This window comes from Pseudomonas caspiana, from assembly GCF_002158995.1.
Lineage (GTDB): Bacteria > Pseudomonadota > Gammaproteobacteria > Pseudomonadales > Pseudomonadaceae > Aquipseudomonas > Aquipseudomonas caspiana.
In genome coordinates this window covers 164,933-178,467 of the sequence record NZ_LOHF01000002.1, presented here as the reverse complement: position 1 = coordinate 178,467, position 13,535 = coordinate 164,933, and the positions used below count along the sequence as shown (strand labels likewise).

Below are 13,535 nucleotides of genomic sequence, written 5' to 3'. Positions count from 1 at the left end.
CAGGATTACATTCCAATTCAGGAATGATGGTTCCTCAGGCTGAGAGTTTCACTGCGCGTTATGCAGCGCCAGGCAGTTGTCCAGCATGCGGTTGGAGAATGCCCATTCGTTGTCGTACCACGCCAGAACTTTGAGCAATTTACCGCTGACCTTGGTGTGATTGGCGTCGAAAATAGACGACAGCGGGTTATGGTTGAAGTCGTGAGAAACCAGTGGCAGGGTGTTGTAGCCCAAGACCTTCGAATGCTGGCTGGCTTCTTTCATCAGCGCATTGACGTCCGCAGCGGTGGTGTCACGAGTCAGTTGTACGGTCAGGTCCACCAGCGACACGTTGATCACCGGCACCCGCACCGCCATGCCCGTCAGTTTGCCCGCCAGTTCCGGCAGTACCAGACCCACCGCTTCGGCTGCTCCGGTCTTGCTCGGGATCATCGACTGAGTGGCCGAACGCGCGCGGTAAGGGTCAGTGTGATAAACATCGATCAGGTTCTGATCGTTGGTGTAGGCATGAATAGTGGTCATCAAGCCGCTTTCGATACCCAGTTCACGGTGCAGTACTTGCGCCACCGGCGCCAGGCAATTGGTCGTGCAAGATGCGCTGGAAATGATTTGATGCGATTGACGCAGCGTGTCGTGGTTCACGCCATAGACGATGGTCGCGTCGGCGCCTTGAGCCGGTGCCGAGATAATGACCTTGCGAGCACCGGCAGTCAGGTGCGCGGCGGCCTTGTCGCGGCTGGTGAACAAGCCGGTGCATTCGAACACGACGTCGATGTTCTGGGCTTTCCACGGCAACTCGGCAGGGTTGCGAATGGCGCTGACCGCAATACGGTCACCATTGACCGTCAGGCTCTCGCTGTCACATTCGACTGTGCCGGAAAAAGGCCCGTGAACCGTGTCGAAACGCAGCAGGTGAGCGTTCATCTCGCTGTCGCCCAAATCATTGATGGCGACGACCTGCAGGTCTTGGCGGTAGCCTTGGGTATACAGTGCGCGTAGGACGTTGCGGCCGATGCGGCCAAAACCATTGATTGCGATACGAAGAGTCATACAGCCGTCCTTTCTGAATTTGTTGTTGGAATTACAAGATTATTCGCATAGAAATAGAAAACAAGCCTTTTTAGTGGCAATATTTTGTTTTATCTACAACGAGAAGCCTGTAAGGCCAAAACAGTTGATCGAGATCAAGCTTTTACAGATAAGGCCTGTGCCTCGAAATCTGCAAGGTCTGAAACGGGTGACCACATACGTTAGCCTGGAGTTCAGCACATGCATCCCCGCATCCTTGAAGTAACCGAGCGGCTGATAGCCCGTAGTCGCGAAACCCGGCAGCGCTATCTGCAACTGATTCGAGGCGCCGCCAGCGACGGCCCGATGCGCGGCAAGCTGCAGTGCGCCAACTTTGCTCATGGCGTTGCAGCCTGTGGTCCTGAAGACAAAAACACTTTGCGCATGATGAACGCGGCTAACGTTGCCATCGTGTCCTCCTACAATGACATGCTCTCGGCGCATCAGCCGTACGAGCACTTCCCGAATCAGATCAAACAGGCTTTACGTGACATTGGTTCGGTCGGTCAGTTTGCCGGTGGTGTACCGGCCATGTGCGACGGTGTGACCCAGGGCGAGCCGGGCATGGAGATTGGCATCGCCAGCCGCGAAGTCATTGCCATGTCTACTGCCGTAGCGCTGTCCCACAACATGTTCGACGCCGCATTGATGCTGGGCGTCTGCGACAAGATCGTGCCCGGCCTGATGATGGGCGCGCTGCGCTTCGGCCATTTGCCGATGATTTTCATCCCGGGCGGACCGATGGTTTCCGGTATTTCCAACAAGGAAAAAGCTGATGTCCGTCAGCGCTATGCCGAAGGCAAGGCCACTCGTGAAGAGTTGCTCGACTCGGAGATGAAGTCCTACCACGGCCCAGGCACCTGTACCTTCTACGGCACCGCCAACACCAACCAGTTGCTGATGGAAGTCATGGGCCTGCATTTGCCGGGGTCTTCGTTCGTCAATCCGTATACCCCGCTGCGTGATGCGCTGACTGTCGAAGCCGCACAGCAAGTGACGCGCATGACCATGCAGAGCGGCAACTTCATGCCCATCGGTGAGATCGTCGACGAGCGTTCGCTGGTCAACTCGATTGTCGCGCTGCATGCCACCGGCGGTTCCACCAACCATACGCTGCACATGCCAGCCATCGCTCAGGCCGCCGGTATTCAACTGACCTGGCAGGACATGGCCGACTTGTCTGAAGTCGTGCCGACCCTGACCCACGTTTATCCGAACGGCAAAGCCGACATCAACCACTTCCAGGCTGCTGGCGGCATGTCGTTCCTGATTCGCGAATTGCTGGAAGCCGGTCTGCTTCATGAGGACGTCAACACCGTGCTGGGGCGTGGCCTGAGCCGTTATACCCAAGAGCCATTCCTGGAGGATGGCAAGCTGGTATGGCGCGAAGGCCCGATTGAAAGCCTCGATGAAAACATCCTGCGTCCTGTCGCCAAAGCGTTCTCTCCTGAGGGCGGCTTGCGTGTGATGGAAGGCAATCTGGGGCGCGGTGTGATGAAGGTTTCGGCCGTCGCCCTGGAGCATCAGATTGTTCAGGCCCCGGCAAAGGTCTTTCACGATCAGCAGGATCTGGCGGATGCGTTCAAGGCTGGGGAACTGGAATGTGATTTTGTTGCAGTCATGCGCTTTCAGGGGCCGCGCTCCAACGGCATGCCTGAATTACACAAAATGACACCATTTCTTGGCGTGTTGCAGGACCGGGGTTTCAAGGTCGCACTGGTAACGGATGGACGCATGTCTGGCGCATCGGGCAAGATCCCGGCGGCCATTCACGTCTGCCCTGAAGCCTACAGTGGTGGCCCTTTGGCACTTGTTCGGGATGGCGACATTATCCGTGTGGATGGCGTAAAAGGGACCTTGCAAGTTTTGATCGAACCGGCAGAATTGGCCGCCAGAGAACCTGCAGTAGGTCATCTGGACAACGCGGTCGGCTGCGGTCGCGAGCTGTTCGGTTTCATGCGCATGGCCTTCAGCTCCGCCGAGCAGGGCGCCAGCGCCTTTACCTCGAGTCTGGAGACGCTTAAGTGAAGTTGGCCCTGGTCGGTGATATTGGCGGTACCAATGCACGTTTTGCCATTTGGGAAGACGACAAGCTGCATTCGATCCGGGTATTCCCGACCATCGACTACGCCAGCCCGGAGAAAGCCGTTGAGGTTTATCTTCAGGATCTGGAGCTGCAAAGGGGCGACGTCGGTTCAGTCTGTCTGGCGGTTGCCGGGCCGGTCGACGGCGATGAGTTCGAGTTCACCAACAGCCACTGGAAGCTCAGCAAGTCGGCTTTCTGCGCGAACCTGAAAATTGACGACCTGCTGTTGATCAATGACTTCAGTGCCATGGCATTGGGCATGACGCGGCTGGCCGATGACGAGTATCTGACAGTCTGCCACGGCATCAGCGAGCCAGATCGGCCGCGTGTGGTGGTGGGGCCAGGCACCGGGCTCGGGGTTGGTACCTTGCTCAGTGTCGGCGTCAATCACTGGATGGCATTGCCGGGCGAAGGCGGGCATGTTGATCTGCCGATCGGTAATGCGCGTGAAGCCATGCTGTGGATGCGGCTGATGGCCGAGCACGAACACGTCAGCGCCGAAACCGTCCTCAGTGGCGCCGGTTTGTTGCTGCTGTACCAGGTCAGTTGCGCGCTGGATGACATCGAGCCGGTGTTGAAATCTCCTGCAGCAATTACTTCGGCAGCCGTTGCGGGTGACCCGGTGGCGGCCGCCGTGCTGGAGCAATTCTGTGTGTTCCTCGGGCGTGTGGCAGGCAATAACGTCCTCACCGTGGGCGGTCGTGGCGGGGTGTACATCGTCGGCGGTGTTGTGCCGCGCTTTATCGATTTCTTCATGAACAGCGGATTCAAGCGCGCCTTCGCCGAGAAAGGCGTGATGAGCGATTACTTCAAAGGCATTCCGGTCTGGCTGGTGACGGCCGAGTATCCAGGCCTGATGGGCGCCGGTGTGGCTTTGCAGCAGGCATTTGGCGAGGAGCGCGCGGTAGAGTTGTAGTTTTTCTGTGTGCGCTGCCGAAGGCTGCGATGAAGGTGTGTCAGGTAAACCGCCTTCGCAGCCTTCGGCAGCTCCTACAGGGTTTGTGTTCAGGTTCCATCCCTAACAATAACGATCCATAGCAACAAGGACGATCCCAGTGAGCTCAGTCAGTAAATCGATCCTGCTGGTCGATGACGACCAGGAGATTCGTGAGTTGCTGCAAACCTACCTGAGCCGCTCCGGCTTTCAGGTGCGTGCCGTCGGCGATGGTGCGGGCTTTCGTCAGGCATTCAATGACGAACCCGGCGACCTGCTGATCCTCGACGTGATGCTGCCCGACGAAGACGGCTTCAGCCTCTGCCGTTGGGTACGCCAACATGTTCGCCATCCCCATGTACCCATCATCATGCTCACCGCCAGTTCCGATGAGGCAGATCGCGTGATCGGTCTGGAGCTGGGCGCGGATGATTACCTGGGCAAACCTTTCAGCCCGCGAGAGCTGGTCGCGAGAATCAAAGCCTTGCTGCGCCGCGCGCAATTCGGGCAAGAGCGCGCTGGTGGTGACGTGCTCACCTTCGATGAGTGGCGGCTGGACATGGTCAGCCACCGGCTGTTCCACAGCGATGGCGAGGAAGTCATCTTGTCCGGCGCCGACTTTGCGCTGCTCAAGCTGTTCCTCGATAACCCGCAACAGATTCTCGACCGCGACACCATCGGCAACGCCACCCGTGGCCGGGAGTTGATGCCGCTGGAGCGAATCGTCGACATGGCGGTCAGTCGTTTGCGTCAGCGCCTGCGTGATACCGGCAAGTCGCCGCGGCTGATCCGGACCGTGCGTGGCAGCGGTTATTTGCTGGCCGCCAATGTGATCTGCCAAGCCAGCAGTGGTTACTGAGTGCTGATCAACAAAGCACCACGGCGCTGTTTGCCGCTGCCACGCTCGTTGCTCGGGCGCATGTTGCTGCTGACCCTGCTGGCGGTGTTGCTGGCTCAGGCGTTATCCAGCGTGATCTGGCTGTCTCAGTTGCGCGCCACGCAAATGGAAGGTCTGGTCACCAGTGCACGCAGCCTTGCGCACTCCATGGCGGCCAGCGTCAGTTACTTCCGCTCATTGCCGTTGGCCTATCGCCCGTTGGTGCTCGACCAACTGCGCAGCATGGGCGGCACGCGTTTTGTCGTGTCTCTCAATGATCGTCCGCTGGACATGAAAGTGCTGGATGCCACGCCGCGCAAACAGGCCGTACTGACTGCCGTCGACGACGTGCTGCGTCAGCATCTGGGCAACGATCCGGCCATTGCCGTGTGGTTCGTACGCCCTGAAGACCTGCGCATCTTCAACAGCGGTCTGACCCTTGATGAGCTGCCGCGCTCATGGGCGCATTACGCACTCAGCCTGGAGCCTGTTAATCCACCCGTGCTGGTGACGCAAATCGAGCTGGCGGCTGGGGAATGGTTGTACATCGCGTCGTTGCTGCCCGAGCCTTACACCACCCTCGAAGAGCAGGACCTGCCGCTGCAGCAGGTCTGGTTCATCCTGCTCACCAGCGGTTTTCTGTTGTTGTTCATCGGCTTGTTGGTGCATTGGCAGAGTCGCCCCCTCAAGCGTCTGGCGCGGGCTGCGCGAGACATGTCACTGGGCGCGGACGTCGAGCCGGATGTTGAAGGCGGTGCCAGTGAAGTGGTGGAGGTCAGCAGGGCGTTCAGCGCCATGCGCACTCGCATCAGCCGCTACCTGACCGAGCGGGGGCAGTTGTTCAGCGCCATATCCCATGACCTGCGCACACCCATCACCCGCTTGCGACTGCGTGTGGAGTTGCTCGAAGACGAGGCCCTGCAAGCCAAATTCACCCGCGACCTCGATGAGCTGGAGTTACTGGTCAAAGGCGCGTTGCAATGCGTCAAGGACACGGACATTCACGAGAACATCGAGGCTGTGGACCTCAATCAGGTGCTCGACTGCCTGGTTGAGCCGTACTTGTTGCCCCAAGGCAATGGCAACGCGACGCAAGAGGGTAAGGGGCTGGGGCCTTATCCCGGTAAGCCGCTGGCCCTCAAGCGCTGTATTGGCAACCTGATCGACAACGCCCTCAAATACGGCACCAAGGCGCATATCAAAATCGAGGACAACCTTCAGGCTTTCGTCCTGCACGTGGACGACGAAGGGCCGGGCGTACCCGAACAGCGACTTGAGCGGGTCTTCGAACCGCACTTCCGGCTGGCAGGCAATCAGCAGCAAGGCTACGGCCTCGGCCTGGGCATTGCTCGCAACATCGCCCATAGCCATGGCGGCGAAGTCAGCCTGCAGAACCTGCGTGGTGGTGGGCTGCGCGTGACGTTGTATTTGCCTAGAACGGATTGATCATTTCAAGACGTGGGACCGGCTTTAGCCGGGAAGGCGGCATTCCAGGCGATGAAGATGTAGCGACTGTACTGACCTCTTCCCGGCTAAAGCCGGTCCCACGACACCATCGCGTAGGCCGCACTCCGCCAATGTAACCATCCTGTGACCATCGCACGTCCCTTCGTTACTGTTCTTTCAAAACCCTTGGTTAGACTCCATGCAGCGCAAGCACAGACTTGCTCATGCATAACAACAAGAAAGGTTAAATCGATGAATTCAATCTCCCGCCTCGCAGCTGTCATCTCTGTCGCCTCGTTGTTCCCTCTGAGTGCTCTTGCCGCTGATTCGAAAGGCACCGTGGAAGTCGTCCACTGGTGGACTTCCGGTGGTGAAAAAGCGGCTGTGGATGTGCTCAAGGCTCAGGTTGAGAAAGACGGCTTCACATGGAAGGACGGCGCAGTCGCCGGTGGTGGTGGCGCTACGGCGATGACGGTGCTCAAGAGCCGTGCTGTAGCGGGTAACCCGCCAGGCGTGGCGCAAATCAAAGGTCCTGATATTCAGGAGTGGGCGTCCACTGGCTTGCTGGACACCGACGTTCTCAAGGACGTCGCCAAAGAAGAGAAGTGGGACAGCCTGCTCGACAAAAAAGTCTCCGACACCGTCAAGTACGATGGCGACTATGTGGCCGTGCCGGTCAACATTCACCGCGTCAACTGGCTGTGGATCAACCCGGAAGTCTTCAAGAAAGCCGGTATCGAGAAAAATCCGACAACCCTCGAAGAATTCTACGCAGCGGGCGACAAGCTGAAAAAAGCCGGCTTCATCCCGCTGGCCCACGGTGGCCAACCGTGGCAGGACAGCACTGTATTTGAAGCGGTCGTGCTGTCGGTGATGGGCGCAGACGGCTACAAGAAAGCCTTCGTCGATCTGGACAACAGCGCGCTGACAGGCCCGGAAATGGTCAAGGCTCTGACCGAACTCAAGAAAGTCGCGACCTACATGGATGTCGACGGCAAAGGTCAGGACTGGAACCTGGAAGCAGGCAAGGTCATCAATGGCAAAGCCGGCATGCAGATCATGGGTGACTGGGCCAAGAGCGAATGGACCGCAGCCAAGAAAGTCGCCGGCAAAGACTACGAGTGCGTACCTTTCCCGGGCACCGACAAAGCCTTCACCTACAACATCGATTCGCTGGCGGTCTTCAAGCAGAAAGATGCCGGTACTGCTGCCGGTCAGCAGGACATCGCGAAGGTCGTGTTGGGTGAAAACTTCCAGAAAGTCTTCAGCATCAATAAAGGCTCGATTCCGGTTCGTAACGACATGCTCAGTGACATGGGCAAGTACGGCTTCGATTCCTGCGCGCAAACCGCTGCCAAGGACTTCCTGGCTGATGCCAAATCTGGCGGTCTGCAACCAAGCATGGCGCACAACATGGCAACCACGCTGGCTGTTCAGGGCGCGTTCTTTGATGTCATCACCAACTACATCAACGACCCGAAAGCTGACCCGGCCGATGCTGCGAAGAAACTGGGCGCTGCCATCAAGTCAGCCAAGTAATTCGTTTGCGTAGTCACTAAACCACCCCAGCCGCAGTCCGTGCTGATGACACCGTATCCCGGTGTCAGGCACGCCTGCGAACTGGAAATGATGTTTTCAATGTGAGTGATTCGATGAGCTCTGTCGCTGCCCTCAGCAAAGCCTCGCCGCTTGATGCGCTGCAACGCTGGCTGCCCAAGTTGGTGCTCGCGCCGAGCATGTTCATCGTGCTGGTCGGTTTTTACGGTTACATCCTCTGGACGTTCGTACTGTCGTTCACCAATTCGACCTTTTTGCCCAGCTACAAGTGGGCCGGGTTGTCGCAATACGTGCGTTTGTACGAAAGCGATCGTTGGTGGGTGGCAAGCAAGAACCTGATGGTTTTCGGTGGCATGTTCATCGCGATCAGCCTGGCAATCGGCGTGCTGCTGGCGGTGTTCCTCGACCAGCGTATTCGTCGCGAAGGGTTTATCCGCACGATTTACCTGTACCCGATGGCGTTGTCGATGATCGTTACCGGTACCGCCTGGAAGTGGTTGCTGAACCCAGGCATGGGGCTGGACAAAATGCTTCGGGACTGGGGCTGGGAAGGCTTCCGCCTGGACTGGCTGGTAGACCCGGATCGCGTGGTGTACTGCCTGGTGATTGCCGCTGTGTGGCAGTCCTCGGGGTTCATCATGGCGATGTTTCTTGCAGGGCTGCGTGGCGTTGATCAGTCGATCATTCGTGCAGCGCAGATCGATGGCGCGAGCATGCCGAAAATCTACTGGAAAGTGGTGCTGCCAAGCCTGCGTCCGGTGTTCTTCAGTTCGGTGATGATTCTCGCTCACATCGCAATCAAGAGCTTTGACCTGGTGGCGGCAATGACAGCTGGTGGACCGGGTTATTCCTCGGACCTGCCCGCCATGTTCATGTACTCGTTCACCTTCAGCCGTGGCCAGATGGGTATGGGGTCGGCCAGTGCGATTCTGATGCTCGGCGCGATCCTGGCGATTCTGGTGCCTTACCTGTATTCCGAGCTGAGGACCAAGCGCAATGACTAGTCATGTCGGCAAACCAGCCTTCAGCTTCGGTCGAATCGCAATCTATGCGGTGTTGATCCTCGCGTGTCTGCTGTATCTCGTACCGCTGGTGGTCATGCTCCTTACCAGCTTCAAAACACCTGAAGATATCGGTACGGGCAACCTGCTGAGCTGGCCAACGGTAGTCACCGGGATTGGCTGGATCAAGGCCTGGGGGACGCTCGACGGCTACTTCTGGAACTCGATCAAGATCACAGTGCCTGCCGTTCTGATTTCCACGGCCATCGGTGCGCTCAACGGTTACGTGCTATCGATGTGGCGTTTTCGTGGTTCGCAGTTGTTCTTCGGTCTGTTGCTGTTTGGCTGCTTCCTGCCGTTTCAAACGGTATTGCTGCCTGCGTCTTTCACGCTGGGCAAGATGGGGCTGGCCAGCACCACCACCGGTCTGGTGTTTGTGCACGTGGTTTACGGTCTGGCCTTTACCACACTGTTCTTCCGTAACTATTACGTGAGCATCCCGGACGCACTGGTCAAGGCTGCACGGCTGGATGGCGCGGGCTTCTTCACCATCTTCGGCAAGATCATTCTGCCGATGTCGACGCCGATCATCATGGTCTGCCTGATCTGGCAGTTCACCCAGATCTGGAATGACTTCCTGTTCGGCGTGGTGTTTTCCAGTGGTGATTCGCAACCCATTACCGTGGCGCTGAACAACCTGGTCAACACTAGTACCGGGGCCAAGGAATACAACGTTGATATGGCGGCCGCGATGATCGCCGGGCTGCCGACTCTGCTGGTCTACATCGTCGCCGGCAAGTATTTCGTGCGTGGGCTAACGGCCGGCGCAGTCAAGGGGTAAACATGGCAACGCTCGAATTACGTAATGTAAACAAGACCTACGGCGCGGGCCTTCCGGACACGCTGAAGAACATTGAATTGCAAATCAAGGATGGCGAATTCCTGATTCTGGTCGGTCCGTCCGGCTGTGGTAAATCAACCCTGATGAACTGCATTGCGGGTCTGGAAAATATCAGCGCCGGTTCGATCCTCATCGACGACGCCGATGTCAGCGGCATGAGCCCCAAGGATCGTGACATCGCCATGGTCTTTCAGTCCTACGCGCTGTACCCGACCATGAGCGTGCGGGAGAACATCGAGTTCGGTCTCAAGATCCGCAAGATGAGCGCGACGGCCATTGACGAAGAAGTCAATCGCGTTGCCAAGCTGCTGCAGATCGAACACCTGCTCAATCGCAAGCCAGGGCAATTGTCCGGCGGCCAGCAACAGCGCGTTGCGATGGGGCGTGCTTTGGCGCGGCGGCCGAAGATTTACCTGTTCGACGAACCACTCTCCAATCTCGACGCCAAGCTGCGGGTCGAGATGCGTACCGAAATGAAGCTGATGCACCAGCGTCTGAAAACCACCACTGTTTATGTGACCCACGATCAGATCGAAGCGATGACTCTGGGCGACAAAGTGGCGGTGATGAAGGACGGCATCATTCAGCAGTTCGGCACGCCCAAGCAGATCTACAACGACCCGGCCAATCTGTTCGTCGCGAGCTTCATTGGTTCGCCGCCGATGAACTTCATCCCCCTGCGTTTGCAACGCAAGGAAGGGCGTCTCATAGCATTGCTTGATAGCGGTCAGGCTCGCTGCGAGTTGCCGCTGGGCATGACTGATGCCGGTCTGGAGGACCGCGAGGTGATCCTTGGTCTGCGACCTGAACAAATCGTGCTTGCTCCGACCGAGGCTAATGGCCTGCCGACTATTCGCGCTGAAGTGCAGGTCACCGAACCGACCGGTCCGGACACGCTGGTTTTCGTCACGCTCAACCAGAGCAAAGTCTGCTGTCGTCTGGCGCCGGACGTCGCACCGCAGGTAGGCGAGAGCCTGACGCTGCAATTCGACCCCGCCAAAGTGCTGCTTTTTGATGCCGCCACCGGCGAGCGCCTTGGTGTGCTTGCCAGCCAGCCGCCCGTCGAGCGTGCGGCCAATGTCACCCAGATCAGCCGTAACTGACCGGGTACTGCCAGCCGGGCGCTCACTGCCATAAGAGCGCCCTGCCAGCGAATACGAAGTAGTCGATGTCAATGCCGTAAAAGCTAATAACAATAAAATGAGGATCCAAGGGATGAAGAAGCTACGTAATAAACCGCTTAATCAGTTCCAGCTTGTCGGTGGTTTGTCCGTATTGAGTGCGCTGGTTTTTTCCAGTGCTGCCTATGCCATCGAACCTTACAACCCCAACGGGCATATGACCGGAGACTGGGGCGGCGTGCGTAAGGAACTGTATGACAAAGGCTATGATTTCTCGCTCGAATACGTCGGTGAGATGGGGTCCAACATCCACGGTGGCTACGACACCGACAAGACGGCTCGTTACAGCGACCAGTTCGCACTCGGCGTTAACATCGACCTGCAAAAGGCTTTTGGCTGGAACGATGCTGAGTTCAAGCTGGCAATCACTGAACGTAGCGGTAAGAACATCTCCAACGATCGTCTCGGCGACCCGCGCGTCGGCACGCTCAGTTCGTCTCAGGAAGTATGGGGTCGCGGTCAGACCTGGCGCCTGACGCAAATGTGGGTCAAGCAAAAGTTTTTTGACGGCAAACTCGACATCAAGGCTGGTCGAATGGGCGAGGGCGAGGACTTCGGCAGCTTCCCTTGCGACTTCCAGAACTTGACGTTCTGCGGTACTCAGGCCGCGAACTACGTGGACACCTGGTACAACTGGCCAGTCAGCCAGTGGGCGCTGCGTGTGAAATACAACATCACGCCTCAGGTGTACGCGCAAATTGGGGTCTACGAGCAGAACCCGTCCAACCTGGAGACCGGTAATGGCTTCAAGCTGAGCGGCAGCGGTTCCAAAGGTACGCTGGTGCCGGTTGAAGTGGTGTGGTCGCCGACCGTCAACTCGCTGCCTGGCGAATACCGTCTGGGCTATTACTTCAGCAGCCCGAGTGCCGACGACCGCTATGAGGACGTCAATGGCCAGCCTCAGGGTCTGACCGGTGCGGCGTTCAAGTCGCGTAACGAAAAGACCGGCTGGTGGGTTGTGGCGCAGCAACAGGTCAGTACCTTCAGTGGCGACTCGTCTCGCGGCCTGACCCTGTTTGCCAACGCCACCGTGCATGACAAGGACACCAACTTCGTCGACAACTTCCTGCAAGTCGGTATGGTCTTCAAGGGACCTTTCGATGCGCGTCCGAAGGATGACATCGGTATTGGTGTTTCGCGTATCCACGTCAACGATAACGTCACCGATCGTGCCCGTCAGATCAACGCGGTCAATGGCATCGACGACTATGACAACCCTGGCTATCTGCCAATCCAGAAGAGCGAGTACAACTCCGAGATCTACTACGGGGTACACGTAACCGACTGGCTGACTATTCGTCCTAACCTGCAGTACATCAAAAGCCCGGGTGGCGTAGATCAAGTGGATAACGCACTGGTCGCGGGTATCAAGTTGCAGACCAAGTTCTAAACGTTCAAGGGTCGTGTGTGCTTTACGGGCAGCCTGGCTGCCCGTTTTTTTGAGTGGCAGATATGAAGTATCTGATTGAAATGCATACCCCTGTGGGAGCAGAGCTTGCTCGCGATAAGGCTGGACGCGATCCAAAGTGAACCGCGTCCAGTCTTATCGCGAGCAAGCTCTGCTCCCACAGTTAGAGTCTTCCAAGCAATTTTTCGACTGGAGCGGATTGGATGTCCGAACACCCCCTACAGCGTTTCTTCACATCCCGACGCGCCCGACCGACCTTCGAGTGGGAGCGTCATCAGCACCGTGATGTGCTGCTGATCAATCACCCGCTGTGTCAGGCCGTATTCAGTCGTCAGGGCGCGCAACTTCTGCATTTCCAGCCAGCGGGGCAGAAGCCCTGGCTCTGGTGTGCATCGCGCTGGCCACAAGTGGGCGCGATTCGCGGTGGCGTGCCGGTGTGTTGGCCGTGGCACGGACGTCACCCGAGTGAATCGGGTTGGCCGGCGCATGGCTGGGGGCGATTACTGGACTGGAAACTGATCGACAGTTGCGAAAGCGAATCCGGGGTCAGCCTGCATTGGCGCTTGCAGCTCTGTGACTGGCAAGCTGATTTGTACGCTGAACTGGGGCAGGGCATGGAGCTGCGGCTAAGTACCTGTCACGAAGACAGCGAGCCTTGCCAGTTTGGCCATGCTTTACATGCTTATTGGCGCATCAGTGATGTGGAAGACGTTGCGTTGCAAGGTCTTGAAGGCGCTCAGGGTTATGATCAGTTGAGTCGGCGTGCCTGTCAGCAAGAAGGTGAGCTGCGCGTCGCAGGTGGCTGTCAGCGGGTGTTTGAACATAGCGGACCGTTGCAGCTAAAGGATCAAACGTGGCAACGCCGCCTGGGCATCAATAGCGCCGATAACGCGAGCACTGTCGTCTGGCATCCCGGTAACAGGCCGCTGCTGGGTGTGGCAGGCAATGAAGCATCCGGTTTCGTCTGCGTCGAGGCGGCGTCGGGTCATGATGAAAGCCTGAGCCTTGCGCCCGGTGAGCAGGTCGAGCTGAGTCTGCAGGCGTGTTTGCTGCACTGATGGCTAAGTTGAACGCCC

At 57.8% G+C, this 13,535-nt stretch carries 11 protein-coding genes; 10 read left to right on the top strand and 1 reads right to left on the bottom strand.

Features of this window, described 5'->3' with window-relative positions:
• Positions 1-48 precede the first annotated feature (48 nt).
• On the bottom strand, positions 49-1,050 hold the full coding sequence (gene gap, locus AUC60_RS03180) for a type I glyceraldehyde-3-phosphate dehydrogenase (RefSeq protein WP_087264643.1): 1,002 nt from the start codon (positions 1,048-1,050) through the stop codon (positions 49-51).
• A gap of 219 nt (positions 1,051-1,269) precedes the next feature.
• On the opposite strand from gap, the gene edd reads away from it, so the two are divergent.
• From edd to AUC60_RS03130, 10 genes are all read left to right on the top strand, one after another.
• A complete protein-coding gene (edd, locus tag AUC60_RS03175) occupies positions 1,270-3,096 on the top strand; it encodes a phosphogluconate dehydratase (RefSeq protein ID WP_087264642.1) in 1,827 nt (608 codons plus the stop codon).
• Positions 3,093-4,070, top strand: coding sequence for a glucokinase (locus AUC60_RS03170; protein WP_087264641.1), 978 nt, complete (start codon positions 3,093-3,095; stop codon positions 4,068-4,070). The genes edd and AUC60_RS03170 overlap by 4 nt, the downstream gene beginning before the upstream one ends.
• A gap of 139 nt (positions 4,071-4,209) precedes the next feature.
• On the top strand, positions 4,210-4,947 hold the full coding sequence (locus tag AUC60_RS03165) for a response regulator (protein WP_087264640.1): 738 nt from the start codon (positions 4,210-4,212) through the stop codon (positions 4,945-4,947).
• Between the two features lie 60 nt (positions 4,948-5,007).
• Positions 5,008-6,411: an ATP-binding protein gene (locus AUC60_RS03160; RefSeq protein WP_087264952.1), complete on the top strand. Its 1,404-nt coding sequence runs from the start codon at positions 5,008-5,010 to the stop codon at positions 6,409-6,411.
• A 252-nt stretch (positions 6,412-6,663) separates the two neighbouring features.
• Positions 6,664-7,950 (top strand): ABC transporter substrate-binding protein, encoded by a 1,287-nt coding sequence (locus tag AUC60_RS03155; protein WP_087264639.1) that lies wholly within the window; start codon positions 6,664-6,666, stop codon positions 7,948-7,950.
• A 113-nt stretch (positions 7,951-8,063) separates the two neighbouring features.
• Entirely contained in the window at positions 8,064-8,972 is a 909-nt protein-coding gene (locus AUC60_RS03150) for a carbohydrate ABC transporter permease (RefSeq protein ID WP_087264638.1), read from the top strand.
• The gene (locus AUC60_RS03145; protein WP_087264637.1) at positions 8,965-9,810 is read left to right on the top strand and encodes a carbohydrate ABC transporter permease; all 846 of its coding nucleotides are present in this window, start codon (positions 8,965-8,967) and stop codon (positions 9,808-9,810) included. Before AUC60_RS03150 ends, AUC60_RS03145 begins: the two co-directional genes overlap by 8 nt.
• A 2-nt stretch (positions 9,811-9,812) precedes the next feature.
• Positions 9,813-10,973 (top strand): ABC transporter ATP-binding protein, encoded by a 1,161-nt coding sequence (locus AUC60_RS03140; RefSeq protein ID WP_087264636.1) that lies wholly within the window; start codon positions 9,813-9,815, stop codon positions 10,971-10,973.
• Positions 10,974-11,085: 112 nt separating this feature from the next.
• Positions 11,086-12,441, top strand: a complete 1,356-nt coding sequence (locus AUC60_RS03135; RefSeq protein WP_087264635.1) for a carbohydrate porin — start codon at positions 11,086-11,088, stop codon at positions 12,439-12,441.
• A 221-nt stretch (positions 12,442-12,662) separates the two neighbouring features.
• The gene (locus AUC60_RS03130) at positions 12,663-13,517 is read left to right on the top strand and encodes a D-hexose-6-phosphate mutarotase (protein ID WP_087264634.1); all 855 of its coding nucleotides are present in this window, start codon (positions 12,663-12,665) and stop codon (positions 13,515-13,517) included.
• Positions 13,518-13,535 lie beyond the last annotated feature (18 nt).